General features: G+C 61.2%; 17 protein-coding genes. 8 read left to right on the top strand and 9 right to left on the bottom strand.

Features of this window, described 5'->3' with window-relative positions; translation table 11 throughout:
* Window positions 1–37 precede the first annotated feature (37 nt).
* On the bottom strand, window positions 38–1,060 hold the full coding sequence (locus EOC83_RS03255) for a glycosyltransferase (protein WP_013528112.1): 1,023 nt from the start codon (window positions 1,058–1,060) through the stop codon (window positions 38–40).
* Between the two features lie 91 nt (window positions 1,061–1,151).
* Entirely contained in the window at window positions 1,152–2,276 is a 1,125-nt protein-coding gene (locus tag EOC83_RS03250) for a nucleotidyltransferase family protein (protein ID WP_013528113.1), read from the bottom strand.
* 514 nt (window positions 2,277–2,790) lie between these two features.
* Here EOC83_RS03250 and EOC83_RS03245 point away from each other — a divergent pair.
* The 6 genes from EOC83_RS03245 (at window position 2,791) to EOC83_RS03220 (ending at window position 8,697) form a co-directional block, all read left to right on the top strand.
* Complete coding sequence (locus tag EOC83_RS03245; RefSeq protein ID WP_010913078.1) at window positions 2,791–2,943, top strand: lasso peptide; 153 nt, start codon at window positions 2,791–2,793, stop codon at window positions 2,941–2,943.
* Window positions 2,944–3,080: 137 nt separating this feature from the next.
* A complete protein-coding gene (locus tag EOC83_RS03240; RefSeq protein WP_027164264.1) occupies window positions 3,081–3,395 on the top strand; it encodes a PqqD family protein in 315 nt (104 codons plus the stop codon).
* Between the two features lie 169 nt (window positions 3,396–3,564).
* On the top strand, window positions 3,565–3,942 hold the full coding sequence (locus EOC83_RS03235; protein WP_244514257.1) for a lasso peptide biosynthesis B2 protein: 378 nt from the start codon (window positions 3,565–3,567) through the stop codon (window positions 3,940–3,942).
* Complete coding sequence (locus EOC83_RS03230; protein WP_063169881.1) at window positions 3,939–5,861, top strand: lasso peptide isopeptide bond-forming cyclase; 1,923 nt, start codon at window positions 3,939–3,941, stop codon at window positions 5,859–5,861. Before EOC83_RS03235 ends, EOC83_RS03230 begins: the two co-directional genes overlap by 4 nt.
* Complete coding sequence (locus EOC83_RS03225; protein ID WP_063169880.1) at window positions 5,858–6,844, top strand: serine kinase; 987 nt, start codon at window positions 5,858–5,860, stop codon at window positions 6,842–6,844. Before EOC83_RS03230 ends, EOC83_RS03225 begins: the two co-directional genes overlap by 4 nt.
* Before the next feature lie 8 nt (window positions 6,845–6,852).
* Window positions 6,853–8,697 (top strand): ABC transporter ATP-binding protein, encoded by a 1,845-nt coding sequence (locus EOC83_RS03220; RefSeq protein ID WP_063169879.1) that lies wholly within the window; start codon window positions 6,853–6,855, stop codon window positions 8,695–8,697.
* 108 nt (window positions 8,698–8,805) lie between these two features.
* On the opposite strand, the gene EOC83_RS03215 is transcribed toward EOC83_RS03220, so the two are convergent.
* Complete coding sequence (locus EOC83_RS03215) at window positions 8,806–9,081, bottom strand: exopolysaccharide production repressor ExoX protein (protein ID WP_013528119.1); 276 nt, start codon at window positions 9,079–9,081, stop codon at window positions 8,806–8,808.
* 601 nt (window positions 9,082–9,682) lie between these two features.
* Here EOC83_RS03215 and EOC83_RS03210 point away from each other — a divergent pair.
* Both EOC83_RS03210 and EOC83_RS03205 read left to right on the top strand, forming a co-directional pair.
* Window positions 9,683–10,360 carry a sugar transferase gene (locus EOC83_RS03210; RefSeq protein WP_013528120.1) on the top strand — a complete coding sequence of 226 codons (678 nt, stop codon included), beginning with the start codon at window positions 9,683–9,685 and terminating at the stop codon, window positions 10,358–10,360.
* A gap of 100 nt (window positions 10,361–10,460) precedes the next feature.
* Window positions 10,461–11,726, top strand: a complete 1,266-nt coding sequence (locus EOC83_RS03205; RefSeq protein ID WP_063169878.1) for a polysaccharide biosynthesis/export family protein — start codon at window positions 10,461–10,463, stop codon at window positions 11,724–11,726.
* Between the two features lie 121 nt (window positions 11,727–11,847).
* Here the strand turns inward: EOC83_RS03205 and EOC83_RS03200 are convergent, their stop codons facing one another.
* The 6 genes from EOC83_RS03200 to EOC83_RS03175 form a co-directional block, all read right to left on the bottom strand.
* On the bottom strand, window positions 11,848–13,158 hold the full coding sequence (locus EOC83_RS03200) for an O-antigen ligase (RefSeq protein ID WP_063169877.1): 1,311 nt from the start codon (window positions 13,156–13,158) through the stop codon (window positions 11,848–11,850).
* 254 nt (window positions 13,159–13,412) lie between these two features.
* Window positions 13,413–14,519, bottom strand: a complete 1,107-nt coding sequence (locus tag EOC83_RS03195; protein WP_024501842.1) for an acyltransferase — start codon at window positions 14,517–14,519, stop codon at window positions 13,413–13,415.
* On the bottom strand, window positions 14,516–15,586 hold the full coding sequence (locus EOC83_RS03190) for an SGNH/GDSL hydrolase family protein (protein WP_082826634.1): 1,071 nt from the start codon (window positions 15,584–15,586) through the stop codon (window positions 14,516–14,518). Before EOC83_RS03190 ends, EOC83_RS03195 begins: the two co-directional genes overlap by 4 nt.
* Window positions 15,587–15,812: 226 nt before the next feature.
* Window positions 15,813–16,640, bottom strand: a complete 828-nt coding sequence (locus tag EOC83_RS03185) for an SDR family NAD(P)-dependent oxidoreductase (protein ID WP_013528123.1) — start codon at window positions 16,638–16,640, stop codon at window positions 15,813–15,815.
* An 87-nt stretch (window positions 16,641–16,727) separates the two neighbouring features.
* On the bottom strand, window positions 16,728–17,222 hold the full coding sequence (locus EOC83_RS03180) for an acetone carboxylase subunit gamma (protein WP_063169875.1): 495 nt from the start codon (window positions 17,220–17,222) through the stop codon (window positions 16,728–16,730).
* The gene (locus EOC83_RS03175; RefSeq protein WP_063169874.1) at window positions 17,219–19,423 is read right to left on the bottom strand and encodes a hydantoinase B/oxoprolinase family protein; all 2,205 of its coding nucleotides are present in this window, start codon (window positions 19,421–19,423) and stop codon (window positions 17,219–17,221) included. The genes EOC83_RS03180 and EOC83_RS03175 overlap by 4 nt, the downstream gene beginning before the upstream one ends.
* Window positions 19,424–19,426: the final 3 nt, after the last annotated feature.

Raw genomic sequence — 19,426 nt, 5'->3', positions numbered from 1 at the left:
TGCCGCGAGTGGACAAATCGCTGCATCGGGACCGCTCTCAGCGTTCCTTGCCCGTGCTGGTTCCGGCCATCAGAAAGCGCAGCGGCGGCACAGGCTTTTGGCTGGACACAAGGCCGACACGACGAAACAGCGCCTCGAGCTTGTCGGAAGCCACGCCCTGGACGATGGGGACGAGGTTGGACAGGCTGGCGAAGGCGTAAGCCGCAGCCGAGCCCAGCCCCCGCTCGGCCTTGACGTCAAGGAAATTACGCAGCCGATATTTGTCGCGCACGTGCCGTTCATGCCGCCGCAGCACCGCCTTCGAGCCTTCCGGCAGGCTGTCGATCGCCAGCAGCGCCAGATCCGCATCGGCCAAACGCTTCAAGTCCTGGGTCTTGTGGCGGCCGCTCAGGGAATCGGCGCGGACGATGGCGCCGTAGCCGCAGGAGCGAATGACCTTGAACCGCGCCCCGCATGCGACCGCGCGGGCGTAGAGTTCATAGTCCTCGCCCAGCCGCAGGCTCTCGTCGTAGCTCAACCCATGGCGGTCGAGGAAGGCACGGCTGATCACCGGCTTCAAAAAGCCCAGTTCGCCCCTCTGCACGCGGCGCCTGGAGATGTTGCCTTCGACGAAACGCTCGAAATCGAGGAATTCCGGATCGGCGGCAAATTGCGGCGCGACGATTTTCGTCGCGTCGCCTGTCGCATCATCCCTGATCAGCATGATGTTGTCGGCGGCGAAATCCCAATCGGCGCCGGCAAACAGGTTGCGAAACCGGCCTTCGAGGAAGAAATCGTCGGCATCGAGAATGCTGATGAACGGCGATTTCGAGCCGGCGATGGCTGCGTTGCGGGCAAAGGAGGGGCCGCGATTGACATCGAGGCGCATCACGGAGAGCCGCCCGCTGCCATCATCGGCGGATCGTGCGACACCGGCGGTGTCGTCGGTGGAGGCATCGTCGACGACCACGACCTCCGCCACTTCCGGTTCGCGCAATGCGGATGCGATGGCGACGGCGATTGTCGCTGCGGCGTTTTTTGCCGCGATGATCACGCAGACCTCGGATTTCGTCATCGACATGGATTTGCCTCTCGTACAGGTAATATCGATTTGCCCTCGCCCCGTACTCGTTCGATGCACTACAGAATTGCCATCAGCATCCAATTTACCCTCAGCGACTCGCCGGCCGCTCGAAGATGCGGCGGCTGATATCGGCGGACGCCGCCCAGCCTGCTTCGGCCAGATAGCGGACCGGCGCGCGGCCGCACAGTTCCCAAAGCACCGTTCGCCGCTGCGGCCACCGCAGCGACGGCAGCCACGGCGCGATGACCATGCTGAGCAGATCCTCATTGCCGATGCGCGGCAGGATCCTGGTCGCGCGCTGCGACAGCAGCGTGCCGGCACCGCCGAGTAGCACGTCGGCGGCGCGCAGGCCAAGCAGCAGCGTGTCGTCCAGACCTTGCGCGGTAGCGGCATCGAGCAAACGCTGCTGATCCGCCTCGTCGAGGCGGCCGGCGCTGGCGCCGATATCACAGACGTATCCGGCGCAGGGTTCCCGGTTGAAAAGTGCCTTGGCGACGCTGATGCAGGACAAAAGCAATGTATCGGCCACCGAGGTGAACGGCACCGTCGCACCGGCGATTTCGACCTGTCGCTTGCGCCGCAGGAACCCGTCCGCGTCGCGCGGGCTTGGCGAGCCGGGCTGCTGGAGGCGGTAGTGGAGATCGACGGTGGACGACCTCGGCCCGTCGTCCCGGGTCATGTGCTGTTCGCCGAGGAAGCGGACCCACCAGACGGAGCTCGACTTGCCTGATACCTCATAGCCGATCTTGCGAAGCGCATCACGCGCCCTGAAAAATCCGAGCGGCGAAACCAGGATGTCGACATCGCCCGAGGGCTTCATAAAATGGTCGTCGTAGAGAAGTTGCTGCTGGAACGGACCCTTCAGAAAAACGAAATCGATCTCGCTGGCGCGCAGCACGTCCTGGATCGCCATCGAATCCATGATGCAGGACGCGTTCATCGAAACCGTTTTCCTGCGGTAGGTGTCGAGCCATTGGAAAAGCTTAGTTGGCCTCTGAAGCGCGGGTGCGCGCGAAAGCGCCTTGAGGACAAAGACGGCGACCTTGTTCAGCCTGGCAATCTCGGCAATTTTTTCACCGTCAAGATGGCGCATCGAAACGTCGCCCGCGCCCGGGCCGGCGAAAAACAATCGCAGGCAAGCCTGCACATAGGCCACCTCGCCGGCACAGCCGGCGGCGCGCAATCGTTCGTATGAGCCATCCGGCAAGGCCATTTAGCGCACAGTCTCCCAAGAAAGCGTTTCGCGCCGACACTTATGCTGCAAGTGCGAAGCAAGCATCACCAAAAACCTCGATGCCGTAAAGCCTTTCCTTCTGCAGTGCGAATTTTTGCCACCAAAGCGTCTATCGAGGTGGCATCGGAAAGCAGTGAAAACCGCGGTTGAAATGTCCCTTGCCACGTCCGCTTAGGCAATCTCCGGACGATTTCTCAAATGGAAATTCTTTTCATTAGAGAGGCCTAAATATAGGCACAACGCAAACGGCTTATGCAAGCAAAATCAAATGCTTAAAGAATCAGCACAGGCGCGATCGTCGTGCACAAGGAATCGGCTAAAAAATGACAAGTTTTAGGCATGCCGCTCATGTGACGACGCCAGCAACCGTAATTGATTAACAGAAAGTAAAACAGTCTTGACTCATAAATGCTGCCGTGCAGCTATTGCATTGCAGCATAAAAGTGCTGACGGCACTCGACAGGCCGTTTCCAGTCCTAAATCGGAGAGTAAAATGGAACAGAATGTTGAAAAGCATGAATATGAAACGCCAAGCCTGACGGTCCATGGTTCGATTGAGACCATCACCCAGGGCGGCGGCGGCAGCACGGCGATCGACGCATCGTTCCCCGCGCATACGCCGATTGGCGACCTGACGTTCTCCTGAGACCTACAGCCGATTCCAGAGTGACATGTTGGGACTCTGGATTCAAAAGCAGACGTAAGAGGGGTCGGGGGGCCAGCCTCCCGATTTCTCCTGCGCCGCCTGGAGATGTCGCAGCGTTTTGTCAGCGAGGTTTGGGGATGAACGGGGAGCTATCCGACCGTGATCTGGGCGACCACGATAGCGTGTGCGCGACCAAGGATGCCGTGGCTTGCGAGTTCGGCGATGGCTTGGCGCTGCTCAATCTCAAATCCAATGTCTACTACAGCCTGAATGGCGTCGGCGCCTTCATCTGGGATTTAATCCAGGAACCCCGGTCGATCGGCGACATCCGCAGCGCCGTGCTTGCGCGCTACAATGTCGACCCGGTGCGCTGCCAGGCCGATGTCGACGCATTGCTGAAGGGCCTGGCCGATAATGGGCTTGCGAGACGGCATCATGAGGCACTTGTCTAAGCCGGTCCAGCACAAGTCCCTGGTTTCACGGGCCCTGGTTTCGCCGGCCTTGTCTTCGCGGGCCACGGCTTTACGGCAGGAACCGGCGAGAGAAACAAACGTCAAGCAGACGAAGCGCGGGGGAAGCCGGCGCGGGCTGGTCAGGATTTTCTCCCTGACTGGCTCGGAAATGATCTTCCTTGGCCATTGCCTGCTGGTGGTGGCGACAGTTCGGCTGGGGCTGACGCTGTTGTCCTACAATCGTGTACGCAGCCTGGTGACGCGCCTCGACGCGCGGCAGTGCGCCTCAATGGGCGAACTGCGGCGCGTCGCCTGGGGCGTTGCCGCCGCGGCCCGTTTCGTCCCTTACGCCACGTGCCTGACCCAGGCGCTCTCCGGCCAGTATATTCTCGCCCGCCAAGGCAATGAATCGACGGTACGCATCGGCATCGAACGTGGCACAGGCGAGCAGTTGAAAGCACATGCCTGGCTGGTCAGCGACAACCATATCGTGCTTGGCGGATCGATCGACGGCTTCGCCCATCTCGTCGACCACGGCAGCCGATGAGCGGCGTCGCCGGAATCCTGTTGCGCGGAGCAAACGCACCGGCGGTCGCGGCGGCCGACATTCAGCAAATGCTGGCGCGCATGCGCCATCGTGGTCCTGACGGCAGTTCTTGGTGGCTGGACACCAGCATCGCCCTTGGCCACGCCTGGCTCAACACATCGGATGAAGTCGGTCCGGGCCCTTTGACGATGGCTGGGGGCCGGCTCGCCATCACCGCCGATTGCCGGCTGGACAACCGTGACGAGTTGCTGGCCAGGCTCGGTATCCGCGACCAGTCGGTAGCCGACGCGATCGTGCTGATGCGGGCCTACCTGCGCTGGGGCGAAGCCTGCCCGGAGCATCTGCAAGGCGATTTCGCCTTCGCCATCTGGGATGACGAGCGGCAATCGCTGTTTTGCGCGCGCGATCATTTTGGCGTCAAGCCGTTCTACTACCACGCGGCGGACCGGCGTTTTGCCTTTGCGTCGGAGATCGGTCCGATCCTGGGCGTCGAGGGTATCCGCGCACGTGTCAGCGAGCGCCAGATCTCCGGCTTCCTGGCCGGGCTTCCCGACGACCCGCAGTCGACCCCCTACAGCGATATATTCAGCCTGCCGGCCCGCCACAGCCTAACCGTCACCGCGCAACAAGTGATGCTGCGCCGATACTGGCAGATCGAGCCGTCGGCGCGGCCCTTGCGGTCGGATGCATCGGAGGAATTCGCCCATCTGTTCTCGCAATCGGTGCGCAACCGCATGCGAGGGACCTCGGCGGTCGGGGCAATGCTGAGCGGCGGCCTCGATTCCTCGTCTATCGCCTGTGTCGCCGGCCTGCAGAATGCCGCCGCGCGCAAGCCGAGGCTGCCAACCTTCTCGCTGATTTTCGAGAAGGGCTCGCCGATGGACGAGCGGCCCTTCATCGATGCCGTTCTCGACCAGCAGAAGGTCGACGCGACGCTGATCCCGGTTGGCAACTATGCCCCATTTGCCGAATTCGAGCGCGTGCTGGAAGAACAGGAAGGAACGTTCCTGGCGCCGGGCCTGACGCTCACCCGCGGCATCTACCGGACTGCCGGCGCCAAGGGCATCAAGGTGCTGCTGGACGGCCATGGTGGCGACGAGGTCGTTTCACAAGGCCACGGCCACCTGCACGAGCTTGCGAATGGCGGCCGATGGATGGATCTGTGGCGCGAGGTCCGCAGCGCCTCCAACACCTATGGCGACAGCACGCTTGGCCTTTATCTCCAGTTCCTGACCCTCTACGGGCCGGCCTGGCGCATCGCCAGGCTGAGGCATATGGCCAACCGTGCCCTGAACAAGATCCGCAAGCCCGCGCAAGTGTCGCGCGCACGAAGCTGGCGCGACCTGATCAATCCGGACCTGGCCAAGCGCACCGAGCTTGTCGACCGGTTTCACCGGGCCGGCTACATGCCGCCCGGCGTCCAGGCCAGCGATGCCTTGAGCCATCGCTGGATCCTGTCGAACGGCTATGTCCCGCATGCTTTCGAGGTTCTCGACAAGGCCGCCGCCAATTTCGGGGTCGAGCCGCGCTACCCCTTCTGGGACAAGCCGCTGGTCGAGTTCTGCCTGGCGCTGCCGGGCGAGGAGAAGCTGAGCCACGGTTTTGGCCGCTATGTGCTGCGCCGCGCCATGCAAGGCGTATTGCCGGAGGCGGTGCAGTGGCGGCGCGACAAGATCGACTTCACTGCCAATCTCCTCAATGGCATGCTGCGCAACCATCGCGACCTCCTGGAACAGCTGCTGGTCTCGGATGCGAACCGCATCGCGCCTTACGTCAATCTGCCTCAAGTGAGTGCTGCCTATGCGCGGCTGCTGCGCCAGCCCGATCAGGCAGCCCCCCTGGATGTCCAGTATGTCTGGCGCTCGGCCTCGCTGTCGCTCTGGCTGCGGCAGCTCAAGCATGGCGGGAGCCCCGCATGATGCCGCGCAACGAGCCGCTCGCTCTATGCAATGATGATGCCTTTTCGCATGGCCGGGCCAAGCGAGAACGCCGCTTCTACCGGGCCTACGGCCTGACCATCGCGTCGGAGGTGACGTTGCCCGAACTGCAGCCGGCGACGCCGGGGGCGGCGGATGTCGTGATTGCCGTCGGCGCGATCGACCTGCCAAAGCCCTCGCCCGAAGCCGCGACCGACTTTCGCTTCGAGCCGGACCGGCAATATCTGGCGTGGCATGCCGTGGGCGCGTTCCTGATCACCGATTCCAGCCGTATCGACATCGAACCGGCGCCCGGCGTCGACGACGCGCTGCTCGCGTTTCCGCTGCTTGGTCCGGTCATGGCGCTGCTCTTGCACCGGCGCGGCCTGCTTGTCCTGCATGCCAGTGCCATCGCCGCCGCCGGCACGAGCGCCATCTTCATGGGTGACAAGGGAGCCGGCAAGTCGACGACCGCAAGTGCGATGATCCGGGCCGGGCATCGACTGCTTACCGATGACGTGGTGGCGCTGGACCTCGCCAATCCGAGTGAGCCAATGACCGTTCCGGGCTTTCCGCAGATCAAGCTGGCGGCCGACGCCGCGGCGGCGATCTCGCTTGGGGAAGCGGAAGTGCGGCCGCAAGTGCATGCGGCGATCGACAAGATGCAGCATCGCCTGAACGGTGGCTTTTCGGGCGACGAGGTGCCGGCGACCAGGATCTATATCCTCGAGCGCGGCGAAAGGGCTGACATCACGCCCTTGCCCGCCATTGCCGCCCTGCCGGCCATCATCAAATTCTCCTATGTGACGCGCTTCGGCCGCGCGGCCCTGCCCGGCGACTTCGCGACGGCGCATCTTCGGCAATGTTCATGGATTGCCAACCATATCGGCGTGTACCGGCTGGAAGTCCCGACGGGCCTGGACAGGATCGGCGAAGCCGTGGAACTGATCGAAAAGGATCTGTCGGCTGGCAGCCGGCGGTTGTGAGCGCAACCATGTCGAAGCCCCCAATCCTTCGCCTGTCGCTGTTTCGAGAAATTGCCGCCTTCGGCGCCACCATTGCCCGGATCGGCGGCCGGCGAACGTGGACGGCGCTGTTCTTCCTCATCCTCGGCAGCCTGACCGAGGGCATTTCGATCCTGCTGCTCGTCCCGCTGCTGCATCTGGTCGGACGTGCCGACCAGGATTTCGCTGTTCGGCTGCCCAACGATGATTTCGTGCGCTGGCTGGTGCCTGATGGCACGCTGCAACTGACGACCGTGCTTTGCGCGCTGGTCGGGCTTGTTGCGGCGCAGGCGGCGTTCAATCGCTTCAAGTCGGTCTACATGGCCAAATTGCTGTTCGATTTCATCAATCGCGTTCGCATGAACCTGTTCGAAAGCATCGGCAAGGCGCGCTGGGGCGTTTTTACACGCATGCGCAGTTCCGATCTCGATCATGCCCTGACCGGCGACATCGACCGCGTCCAGGGCGCGGCTTTCTCACTGCTGATGCTGGTGCAAATCGCCGTTCTTCTGGCCGGCTATCTCCTGGTTTCCGTGTTTATCTCGCCGGTCATGACGCTGTTTGCCGTGGTCGTCGGCATCCTGATGTTCGTGGCGCTGCGGCCCTTCCGGGCACGGGCCACTGCCTTCGGCCGTGTGCTGACCGCCAATCGCCAGGACCAGTACCGGACGGTCTCGGAATTTCTCGGCGGCATCAAGGTGGCCAAGAGCCTGAACGTCGAGGACAGCTATTTCGCGCAGCTGCGGTCGACGCTTGAGAGGATGAAGGCCGACAACATCGACTATGTGCGCAACAGCACCATCGGCACTGCTGTATTCCAGGTGGCGAGCGTCGTGGGCCTGAGCCTGTTCATCTATGTGGCTTTGGTCCGCTTCAATCTGTCGCTGGCCGAGATCGTCGTCCTGCTCCTGGTCTTCATGCGTATCGCGCCGCGCTTCATGGACATGCAGACGCAGGCCCAGCAAGTGCTGATCAACCTGCCCGCCTTTACGGCAATGCGCAGCCTGCAGGCACGTTTCGACGCCGAACGCGAGCCCGGCCATACCGAGTTCGCCGACGCCGGGACACTCTCCCTCAATAAGGGATTGAATATTCGCGGCGTGTCCTTCGCCTACGGAGATGCTGTCGACAAGGCGGTGGTGAGCGGCATCACCTTCGGCCTGCCGGCCGGCAAGGTCACCGCCCTGATCGGCCCGTCCGGATCGGGCAAGAGCACGATCGCCGACATGCTGCTTGGCCTGCTGGAGCCCACCACCGGCAAGATGCTTGTCGATGGCGTCGAGATCGATGCCAGCAATCGCCGTCGCTGGCGCGACCAGGTGGCCTATGTGCCGCAGGACGTGTTCCTCCTGCACGACACGATCGCGGCGAACCTGCGCCTCGCCGCGCCACGGGCCAGCGATGGCGATCTGTGGGCCGCGCTGCGTCAGGCGCACGCCGGCGAGTTTGTCGAACGGCTCGACCTCAGGCTCGAGACGGTGGTCGGCGATCGCGGCGTGCGGCTCTCGGGCGGCGAACGCCAGCGCATCGCGCTCGCGCGCGCGCTGCTGCGCAAGCCGTCGCTGCTCATTCTCGACGAGGCGACCAGCGCGCTCGACTGGCAGAACCAGTCGCTGATCGCCAGGTCGATCGATGGATTACGCGGTACGATGACGATCCTGACCATCGCGCACCGGCCGTCGATGATCGCCTTCGCCGACTGGGTGGTGGCGATGGAAAACGGCCGTATCGTCGAGGTCGGCCAATATCAGCGGCTGAAGGAAAAAACCGGCAGCCGGTTGTCGAGGATGCTGTTGGGGGAACAGTCGGAGAGCGAACCCGCTGATGTGGCGTGAGCCGGCGACCAAGACGCGTCGCGCCGAGACGGATTCACGCGGCGCTTTGGTCCCTTTGTCTCGAAGGATGTCGTTGCCGCCAAACCGGCCACGTTTGAGCAGTCTGCATCAATGCAGGCCGCGCCTGGCACCGCCCAGCTTCTCGCTTTCGGCGACCTCGGGTGCGTTCAGTTTGCGCTCGGCGTCACGAGCTATGTCGGCAGGCGTCGGCGCGCTCCTGGCGATCATGGTGTAGATGAGCACGAAATAGCCAGCCTGAATGGTCACGGCGCAGATGATGACACGCACCAATATCGTGCCTATCGACGCACCGCCCAGCCAGGACCAGCCGACGACGATCGCCAGAGCGAAAATCATCCCGAGGATGAATTTTGGAAGTGCCATACCCAACAGCCCATAAACCGGCTCGGGTATTATCGCGATTGCCCCACCCGAGCGCCGTCCCTTGTCATGTGGGCTTGTTAAGGTCGCCCACTCTCGACCGGTTGCTTCCGGCCTTTTCCACCTGTCGTCACCGTGACAGGTATAATTTGCAATTCTATTAAGGCGAGCAATAGGCGGCAAGGGCAACTTCGGTTATTTTTGATCGAGCTTTTGCGATCGACTCTGCCATGTTGCAATGCACGCAACGGGAGCTAGGCCGATATCCTCTCGTCGATATTTTTCAGTAAAATGGCCAATATTAAGTAGTATTTTATATGGTTTTGACCAAGCATCACGGCATGATGAAGCACTAGTTTGTACCTCGCCTTGGCAAATAGGTAGGTCCGCCTAAAAACCGCCCCACAAAGGCCTCTATTTTTTCGGCTGTGCCCATTTATTGTCACAAATGTGCTAAATATGCCGAAATTTGTGCATGGCAAGCTTATTATTTAGTCATTTCATGACGTGACTATTTCAACGGGGTGGTAAATTGTGTGTTGCGCTGCAACATTTTTTTGGTATCGTGTGGTGAACCATTCGTTCAACGCATGGAGTTTACGGCATGAGGGACGTTGCCAAGTCAGCCACCGCGAGCTTTTCGCAGGCTGACATCGATTTTCCGCCGCCGATCGGCGGCCTGCTCAAACGCAGCTTCGATATCACCGGTTCACTGATTGGCTTGATCGCCCTCAGCCCGCTATTTGTCATGATAGCGCTGCTCGTCAAGTTTTCCGACGGTGGCTCGATTTTCTACGGCCACAGGCGAATCGGGCGGGGCGGACGGATTTTTCCGTGCCTGAAGTTCCGCACCATGGTTCCGGACGGCGACAAGGTGCTGGCAGCCTATCTCGCCACCAACCCGGACGCCAACGCGGAATGGATCGCGACCCGCAAGCTGAAGAACGACCCGCGCGTCACCCGCGTTGGAGCAGTGCTGAGGAAACTCAGCCTCGATGAGTTGCCGCAGATCATCAACATCCTGCAGGGCGATATGAGCCTTGTCGGTCCGCGTCCGGTTGTGCGCGACGAACTAGAGATCTATGGCACATCCGCCGTCTACTATCTGAAATCGCGTCCGGGCCTGACCGGCCTGTGGCAGGTCAGCGGCCGCAACGATGTGTCCTATGACAGCCGCGTCGCCTTCGACCGTCACTATGTTGAGAACTGGTCGCTGTTCGAGGACGTTCGCATCATCATCAAGACCGTCCCGGCCGTCTGGATGTCGCGCGGTTCTTACTGACCGGCCGGTGGCCAATGCCAGACATTGGCGTCGGCCATTCGACGCAAGCTCATCGGGCGATGGGGCTATAGCGGATCGGAACGTTGAGTTGAAAACAGATTTGTTCGAAGCCTTTCGCGGCGGCCCGGTTTCCGGCCGCCTGCGGCGGGCGCGTTTGCTGGCCACATGCCTTGCCATGGCCCTCGTCGTCCCGGACATGGCCGCCGCCGGCGACTATCGCCTCGGCTCGCAGGACAAGCTCACCATCCGCGTCGCCGAATGGCAGACCGTGGAAGGCACATTCCGTGACTGGTCGGCGGTGAATGGCGAGTACACGGTCGGTCCATCCGGCACGCTGTCGGTGCCGTTCGCCGGCGAACTGCCGGCCTCCGGCAAGACCACGTCCGAAATCGCAACGGCGATCGGCGAGGCTTTGCAGAAAAAACTCGCTTTGTCAGACAGACCGGAAGCCTCGGTCGAGATGGCGCAGTTCCGGCCATTCTACATTTCGGGCGAAGTCCAGAACCCCGGCCAGTTTCCATATGTGCCTGACCTGACAGTGTTGAAGGCCATCAGCGTCGCCGGAGGCATCCGGCGAAACGCCGACTACGGACCTCAACTCGGCAAGGACTTGGTTACCGCCAAGGGCAATTTCGATGTCTCCGACGACCAGCGCATTCGGCTGATCGTCAGGCGCGCCCGCATCGACGCGGATATGGCCGGCAAGGCCAGTTTCGACGTGCCTAAGGAGGTCGAGGGCGATCCGAGACTGCCAGCCATCGTCGCGGACGAAATGACTATCCTGACAGCGGACCAAAAGGCGCTGAAGCTGAAGCTTGAAGCGCTCGACGATCTCAAAGGGGTTTTGGAATCCGAGATCGAATCGCTGCAGAAGAAGATCGTCAACCAGCAGCAGCAGGTCGACTTGGCGCAGCAGCAGCTCGCCAGCATCGGCCCGCTAGCGCAGAAAGGCCTGATCGCCAACGCCCGACTGCTGGATTCGCGCCAGTCGGTTGCCGACCTGCAGGGCAAGATCCTGGACTACGAAACCGCCATCCTCACCGCCAAGCAGTCGATCAGCAAGGCGAAGCAGGACGCCATCGATGCCCAGAACACCTTGAGTTCAAACCTCGCTACCGCCCGGCAGCAGACCGAAGCCGACCTGAACGAAGCCGCGCTGAAGGCGAATATGCAGAAAGGCCTGATAGCCCAGGCTACCGATCCCGCGACTGTGGCCGCCATGACAAATGATCAGCAGCCCGCCCTGCTTTATTCACTGGTGCGCAATGTCGACGGCAAGACCAGCGAAATCGCCGCCAAGGAAGACACACTCGTGCTGCCTGGCGATGTGATCAAGGTCAAGCTGGCGCCGCTGGCCAGCCAGTAGCCCACAGCCCGATACCATCCAGCATCTCAATCCGTCCCGTGAGGGGCGGATTTTTGCTGAGCACCATGCTTGCCAGGCGAAGGCTTCCCGCTGCCCTGACTTCAACCCGCGAGTTGATTGCTTATGACGACCCAGCGGCCGCCGGACGGCCGGCATGCCGGGGCCAATCAGCTTCACCCGTGGCCGCATCCGCCGGCGCCTGCGACCGCCGCGTGCGGGTAGTAACGGGCAGCCGCGCCAGCTTGAAGAAACTGTAGTACATCAAGAAGGAACCCGTAAAATAGGGGTTGAGTATCTCGACCTCGACGAAGGAACGAATCAGCAGCAGCACCATCACGCCGGCGAGGATCACCGGCTCGGCCCGCCATGTCTTGAAGACCACCGCCGACACGTGGCCGTAGAGCGTGCGCAGCACGATCAGCGATACCAGCGTCGCTCCGACGAAGCCGAGTTCGACAAGAGCCTCGATATAGGTGTTGTGGAAGTGGAAGCCGGTGCGGGTGGTGATGTAGAACTCGTTCCACAGCCGCTCGGCTTCGGCGAAGCCCTGCACCCAATAGGCGGCATAGCCGACGCCGAGAATCGGCGATTTCTGCACGGCATTCCAGCCCTGCTCCCACAGATAGGTCCGTCCGGTGAGCGTCGAATCCTTGCCGAAGAGGCCGAGGACGAAGTCCATCAGCCCGAGATTCAAGGCGACAAAGGCAGTCACGACCAGCAGACCGGCGCCGATCAGGAAAATCACCCGGCGGTAGCGCCGTGACAAAATTTTGCTCATCGCAAGAAGCGTCACCAGCGCCAGAACCGCCGGTATAGAGGCCATCGAGGTGGCGGAATGCGAGACGAACAGCAGATAGGCCGACAGCAGAATGAGAGGCGCTGTAAGCATGAGGCTCAGCCGGCCGCGCCTGTAAAAGGCAAGGAACACCACGCTGAAATATATGCCGAGCGAGGCGACAAAACCGAGCTGGTTCTTGGAGGCAAACGCGCCGACGAAATTGTAGGTGCCGTCGAGAACATCGTCGGAATAATTGCCGACCCGCAACGAATACAGCAGGATGAAGAAAATCCCGACCAGGGCGCCTATCGTCAATGCGCGCACGCTGACGGTGCGCGCCGCGATATAGGCACAAGCGATATGAGAGAGATATTGGAACGCCGTCCTTGCCGTGATGCCCGGCGCAACCGACCAGAAAATCGAGAAGCAGACATAGGCGGCAAACAGCAGCGGCAGCCAGGCGCTGGACAGATGCCGCAGAAACCGCCGGTAGTCGACCATGACGAGTGGAAGCCAGACCGCGTAGTAGGCCAGGATCAGCACCTGGCCGAAAATGAACGAATAGGAAAACGCCCAGATCGAGACGGCTACGGCAAAGGCGCCATAGACCGAGTTCTTCTCGGGATCGACCAGCAGGGACTTTGGAATCTTCATCTCAGAGTCCCGCCGACACGACCCAGTGCCGGCAAGCCATGAGCCGGCCGGATTTTTCGCAGACATGGGCGTGCAATAAACGGCTTCTCCATTGTGCAGTGCAATATAACCTATCGCGCCCGGCGCTCAATGGCAAATCCGGTCAACTTATCTTACGCGAATTGGCCAAGCGGCGGATACCGAGTCGTCGCACCTTGGAACAGGGCGATCCGTCACAAATCCAGAGGCAGTGGGCGGCCTGTTCCCATCGCGAGTCAGATATGATTTTCGGTTTTCCTGAGCGTCGAGGAGGCTTGCCTACGGGCTGCCAAGCCATTGAAGAGAGCCTGCGCGGGTCGCTCGATCATTGTATAAAGGACAATGGATACCGCTATGGACAGCGCGCATGCCACGATGCCGGCCAGCCCCTGCGCCATCAGCCCTGACTGATGCGGTAGCAGTTTGCTCGCCAGCTGGATCACATAGGGGTGCGAGAGGTAGAGCGAGTATGATGCATCTCCGAGCAAAACCAGAAATGTTATCGCGCGCGTCCGGGGGGGCGACCAAGACAAAGCGGCGGCGGTTAAAACCACGGCAGGGACGCCGTTCGCCAGAAGCCAGGGCAAATCAGGTATCATTTGCCGAATGGCTATTGTCGCCACGAAAATCGCAAGCATAAGCCACGTACGTCCCACGAAAAGCTTCGCACTATGCACATATGCCAGGTAAAGTAAGATGCCAAAAACAAATTCCAGCATCAGCGGATTTGTATAAAAGCGCCAAGCGACGTTTTCACTCTGGATGAATTGACCCATCGCCACGAGAACTACTATGAACATGGATGGCGACAGTGGGCCGCGCAGGCCGCAAGCTATGCACGCAGCATATATTGCATAGAAGAACATCTCATAATTGAGGCTCCAGCCGAGAAAGAGCAGCGGCTGAATCGAACCGTCGACCTTTTCGAACGGGATGAAGAACAGTGATTTCAGGATCGTTTCGCCGCTCACGACGGTCGAATTCAGCAGACCGGGTTTCATCAGCGCAATCAACACGATACCTGCCGTCAGCGTCCAATAGAGCGGAACGATACGAACTATGCGGCGGCGACAGAATTGCCAGGCGCCTTTGGCCTCATCGGTGGTGTAAGCGATTATAAATCCACTGATTACGAAGAATATATCAACGCCTGACGCTCCGAATCCAAAGATATTTTCCTTAAGACCAAACTCTATTTGAAAACCGCTTCCAATATGGAACAATACCACCGCAAAAGCGGCGACGAACCTTAGAACTTGGAGCCCGAGCAGCTTGCGACGAACATTGGTGCTGTCCGGCAGCACCGTTGGTGATTCTACGCCAACCGTCGAAGCTACAGTCATTTTGTCTCTTCCCAGCCAAGGTCCGCTTTCACACGGGCCTCAAGTTCATCGGCCATATGACCCTGGCCGATTTCATTTGGATGCGAGTCGCAGCCGCGTGAAGCAACTCCTCCCGGACTGTCGAATCGTATCAGAGCAATTTTTCTTTCACCCGCGGCACGACGGACCGCCACGGCCTTGTTCACGGCCGACACCGCGGCATCGAGGTCGGCGCCCCAAAGCATCGGGCCGATACCGGCATAGATCATTGCGCCAGGCGCGTTGGCGCGCAATTGGGCAAGCAAGTCCGCGTAGCGTGCGACAAAATCCGGCGGCCGCGCGCCACCACTGAAATCGTTGCTGCCGAGATGCACGACAATGACATTGGTATCAGGCAGTTGCTCCCGGTCAGGACGTGACGGCATCAGTCGCGTGTAGAGGTCGCGCATCGTTGCGTTGGTGCTGCCATCATAATTGCGGACAAGGCCCTTCCCGGATGCTGCAAGCGTCGTAACGTCTGCTCCAAAGCGGCGCGCCACGACTGCGGCAAAGGTCAAGTACTGGTTCTCGGTATCGGCGCTAAACCGGCATTTGGCGTCCTTGCCCTCGACGCCGTAACCCGCCGAGATGGAGTCGCCGATGACTAAAAAGCTGCGGGTTTTCGGCTGCGGCGGCAGAAAAGATCCGTCGGTCCGGATATCCTTGAGAACAGTCGCGCCGAATGACGCTTCGGTTCGGCGGACAAGACGCACGGCGTGCCGGGCGGCCACCGTATCCAATACGACTCTGTAGGTGTGTTCGCCCTTCTTCAAGTCAAGGCGGGATACAGCACCGTCAACATCAACGACCATGCTGTTGCGGCCTGTGTCGTCAAGCACTACGTCGAGCCATGCCCCTTGGAATTCAACCTCGATGGCAGTTCCCGGCCATTCAAATGTGGCTTGGGTTCCGGTCGCCAAAAAGCGACCAACCAGCCGCGCGCTGTGCAACTCCGATTCCCCGGCAAGCGCACAGCGATCAGTGAGCCCATTTAACCCAGCTGCCGCCAACACTGCTATCAGGAATGGCCGAAGACCGGCTACTTTCATCTAGAGTCAGCCTGTGAGAATGGCGAGTGCTACAAGAGCAGTAAACACCTTTTCTCGCAGATGCGAAAGAACTTTTCGCACATGCGAGATGCAGGGCGCGTGCGAAAAATCCGTCCTAAGGCGGTCGTCGCAAGCGGAAGCGCCCCGCCTGATGCCGGCGCCTTTTTAGACACTGGTCCTTTTCAGTCCCCGTCAGTTGGACTTTCGCAAGCACCCCGCTGGAGCGCTACCAAAGCGCTCCGCCGGTGATCTGGATGTTCTCCATGGTGATGCCCTTGGCGAGATCGGAGCACAGGAAGACCGCCAGTGCGGCGATCTCCCGCGGCTGCAGCAGGCGCTGCTGCGGGTTGCCCCTGGCGATCTCGGCCATCGCTTCCTCTGGCGTGCGCCCCTTGCCTTCGCGCTCCACGACCTGCGCCACATTGCGGCGCATCAGTTCGGTCTCGACCCAGGTCGGGCTGATCATAACGCAGGTGACGCCATGCGCCGCCCCTTCCAGCGCCACGCAGCGGGTGAGACCCAGCAGGCCGGCCTTGGACGCGCAGTAGGCCGGGTTGTCCTTCCACCCGACCAAGGCGGCCGTCGAGCCAATGTTGACGATGCGGCCCCAGCCGCGCTCGATCATACCCGGCAGCACGGCACGCGTGACGCGGAAGGCGCCGGTCAGGTTGGTGTCGACGATCTTGTCCCAAAGCGCGTCGGAATGGCCGCAGACCGGCTGCTCGGCGGTGGTGCCGGCGGCGTTGACCAGAATGTCGGCGGGGCCGATGGCCGTCTCGGCGTCAGCCGCGAAACGGTTGGTGACGTCGCTGTCGCGAACGTCAAGGTGTGCGGCGTGAACTTTCGTTCCATGAGCGGCAAGGGCCGAGCGCACGCGCTCGATCTCGTCGGCGGCCGGATAGTAGGCGGCATCGGATCTGTCGGCGCCGGCAGGCGCGATGTAGGAGCCGACGGCGACATTGGCCCCAGCCTCGGCCAAAGCCGTGGCAATGGCGAAGCCCATGCCCGAGAAACCGCCGGTCACGATGGCGCTACGGCCGGAAAGGTTGTTCATGGCGCACGGTCTCCGCTTCGTTTGGGCAGGCAATCAGTCCTGACCGGATTTGGCAATCACAGCGGCGCAGCCTCCATCGACGAGCGTTCAGGACCCCTGAAGCGGTCTGCCCAGCCATTCGCGATAAAAGCCTTCGAGGTCGGGTTCGAAATCATACACGATGGGATAACCGGGTGCCGCCGCCTCGACCTCATGCAGCGTCCCGCACTCCGGGCAGATGAACTCCCGGATTTCCATCCATTCGGGATCAGGGAGATCGCTGTTGGGATAGATCTCGCGCAAAGCCTCCTCGGTGTTGCGCACGTTAATCACGGCGTTGAGCTTCCAGTTCTTCCGATAGTCGCCGAAGGAGTGGCCGCATTCGCAGCGGGTAATGCGCTCATCGCCACTCTGGCAGATGAACAGATGGTCCGAGACCGGCAGCAGGATCGGGTCCTTCCAGGCGACACGATCCTGATAGACGGCAACCATCTTGAAGAAACGGTCGTCATCCTTGTAGGCACTCATGATGCGCCTTGTCTGCGGCCAGGGCAGCTTGCCGGCGGCCAGATCGCCCAGAACTTCCTTGCTGTATGAGGTCATGGCTTGGCTCCCGGCGTGAAGATCGATTTGGCGTCGACGTTCCAGAAATCGCTGAATTCCTTGGTGAAGCGCGACGACAGCTTGATCGCGCTGGCGTACATTTTCTTCACTTCGGGCGCGAAGTCGGCCTTTCCGACGCGGCCACGCTCCTTGGCGATCCAATCCGCCACCGGAATCGCCTTAGCCAGGCGCTCTTTGCGCATGGCGGCGCGGCGTTCGACCGTGGCGTCGATATCGGCGACGGGATAACCGTCTTCATCGTCCTTCAGCACAATGCCGAAAACCTGGTCCGCCGCTTCACGGGTGAGAAAGCCGTTCTCGACATCCCATGCCGTCTTGATCGGATCGCGCTCCAGCACGTCGCCATAGCCACCGCCGCCATTGTAGGAATGGCTGAAGATGTCGCCGGATTTGTGCGGCGAGGTGATGTAGGGGCCTTCGACCACGACATGGTCGCCGCCGATGTTCTTCTCGTAGTCGGAGACGTCAGGGTCGATGCCGGGCGAATGCGCCAGCGGTTCGCCTTTTGCCGCCAGTTCGTGAATGTCTGAGTTGCGCACCGCGCGATGCTTCTGGCAGGTCGGCGCCGGATAACCACCGCACATGCCGCCATTGTCGAACACGCGCGAGGAGTGCTCGGAGGTGTGGAGCCGCAGATGTGAGGTCTTGTTGATCAGCCAGGTCGAGACGAAGGAACAGCCACCGCGATATTTACCGGCGCCGCCGGAATTCGGCACGATCGAACGGCCGATATAGACCATCGGCATCGACTGTTCCCAGACCTCGATGTTGCCCATGTCGGATTCCGGGTTCCAGCCGACATAGGCGGTGTCGAGACCGTCCTTGATGGCGAGCGCCCCGGACCCGGCGGCAGCGCACTCGAAATGCGCCATGCCGAACGGCGTGCCGTATTGGCTTTCGCCGCCCATCTCGATCATCGGGCTGTTGACCTGGCCGACAAAGGCCTCCTCGACGAAGCCGCGCGCGACAAAACTGCGCGACAAAAGCCGTTGGAAAACACCGTAGGCCGGCAGCAGCAGCGCCCATGAGGTGGCGGTGGCCACCATCTCGTTGTCGGGGTTGGTCCAGGTGCCGTGCGGCAGTTTCAGTTCGGTCGCCATCCAGGCACCGTCATTGACCAGGCCTTCGAAATTCATGTGCTGGGTCAGCGTCACGAACATGCCGCCATCCATGCCGGCCGGCGTGCAGTTCATCGAATGGTAGCCCCAGGGCTGCGTGCCCTCGAAGTCCATGGTGATCTTGCCGTCTGACGTGATCTCCATCTCGATCGGGATGTTGTAGAGCCAGTCGGGATCGCCGAGCAGCTGGAAGCCGGGCTTTCCCGCCGTGACATGGCCGTAGAACGTGTGGCCGCGGTAGATGCCGGGCACGGTGAGCTGGCGGGTGCGGGCGAGCTGGGCGCGGCGACCTTCCTCGATGAACTCCTTCGACACCTTCATCCAGTAGTCGAGGCCGATCTCGGAGATCAGCTGCTTGACGCTTTCGCGCATGTCGATGCAGGAGGCGACCTTGGCCTTCTCGTCGAGCACCCAGTAGATCGGCATGCGCAGATTGCGCTCGCAGCGGATGACGTAGTCGCGCCGGATCTCGTCATTCTCGCCGATCTTCTCGGCGCAGACGAACAGGCCTTCGGTGAAGCGCTCCTGCGCCAGGCAGACATCGCCGCCCGGCGTGATGCCGCCGGCTTCCAGTTCGTGGCAGACGGCACCGGCCCAGCCGACCAGCGTGTCTTCATGGAAGATCGGCACCACATCCATGACATCAGGCACCTGCACGGTGCCGATGAAGGCGTCGTTGTTGGCGAAGATATCGCCTTCACGGATTTTCGGGTTTTCCTCGTAATTGTTCTTGATCATCCATTTGATGAAGCGGCTCATCGTATGGACATGCACCATGATGCCGTTGGAGAGCGCGATGGCGTCGCCTTCGGGCGTATAGATGGCGACCACCATCTCGCCGACTTCGCGCACGCCGGGCGAGGCCGAGATGCGGCGGGCCATTTCGCGAGCCGAGACGCAATAGGCGCGCAGCTTGGTGTGCAGCGTCTCGAACTTCAGCGGATCCTGGTTGCGCAGCGTGAGTTCCGTGATGCCGTCATAGCAGCCGGTCTCTTCCATCAGCCGCTCGGAATCGAGCAGTCTTTCGCGAAGGCGCAGGGCCGAAGCAGGTTTGTCCAACATGGC

This window comes from Mesorhizobium sp. Primo-A (genome assembly GCF_003997175.1).
In the GTDB taxonomy this organism is placed as follows: Bacteria; Pseudomonadota; Alphaproteobacteria; order Rhizobiales; family Rhizobiaceae; genus Mesorhizobium; species Mesorhizobium ciceri.
This window is presented reverse-complemented; position numbering and strand designations above follow the sequence as displayed.

Coding starts and splice junctions, on each gene's coding strand:
- EOC83_RS03210 (WP_013528120.1), top strand. CDS start 9,683: ATGAGGGACGTTGCCAAGTCAGCCACCGCGAGCTTTTCGCAGGCTGAC.
- EOC83_RS03200 (WP_063169877.1), bottom strand. CDS start 13,158: ATGAAGATTCCAAAGTCCCTGCTGGTCGATCCCGAGAAGAACTCGGTC.
- EOC83_RS03230 (WP_063169881.1), top strand. CDS start 3,939: ATGAGCGGCGTCGCCGGAATCCTGTTGCGCGGAGCAAACGCACCGGCG.
- EOC83_RS03190 (WP_082826634.1), bottom strand. CDS start 15,586: ATGAAAGTAGCCGGTCTTCGGCCATTCCTGATAGCAGTGTTGGCGGCA.
- EOC83_RS03245 (WP_010913078.1), top strand. CDS start 2,791: ATGGAACAGAATGTTGAAAAGCATGAATATGAAACGCCAAGCCTGACG.
- EOC83_RS03195 (WP_024501842.1), bottom strand. CDS start 14,519: ATGACTGTAGCTTCGACGGTTGGCGTAGAATCACCAACGGTGCTGCCG.
- EOC83_RS03220 (WP_063169879.1), top strand. CDS start 6,853: ATGTCGAAGCCCCCAATCCTTCGCCTGTCGCTGTTTCGAGAAATTGCC.
- EOC83_RS03215 (WP_013528119.1), bottom strand. CDS start 9,081: ATGGCACTTCCAAAATTCATCCTCGGGATGATTTTCGCTCTGGCGATC.
- EOC83_RS03180 (WP_063169875.1), bottom strand. CDS start 17,222: ATGACCTCATACAGCAAGGAAGTTCTGGGCGATCTGGCCGCCGGCAAG.
- EOC83_RS03240 (WP_027164264.1), top strand. CDS start 3,081: ATGAACGGGGAGCTATCCGACCGTGATCTGGGCGACCACGATAGCGTG.
- EOC83_RS03185 (WP_013528123.1), bottom strand. CDS start 16,640: ATGAACAACCTTTCCGGCCGTAGCGCCATCGTGACCGGCGGTTTCTCG.
- EOC83_RS03255 (WP_013528112.1), bottom strand. CDS start 1,060: ATGTCGATGACGAAATCCGAGGTCTGCGTGATCATCGCGGCAAAAAAC.
- EOC83_RS03235 (WP_244514257.1), top strand. CDS start 3,565: ATGATCTTCCTTGGCCATTGCCTGCTGGTGGTGGCGACAGTTCGGCTG.
- EOC83_RS03225 (WP_063169880.1), top strand. CDS start 5,858: ATGATGCCGCGCAACGAGCCGCTCGCTCTATGCAATGATGATGCCTTT.
- EOC83_RS03250 (WP_013528113.1), bottom strand. CDS start 2,276: ATGGCCTTGCCGGATGGCTCATACGAACGATTGCGCGCCGCCGGCTGT.
- EOC83_RS03175 (WP_063169874.1), bottom strand. CDS start 19,423: ATGTTGGACAAACCTGCTTCGGCCCTGCGCCTTCGCGAAAGACTGCTC.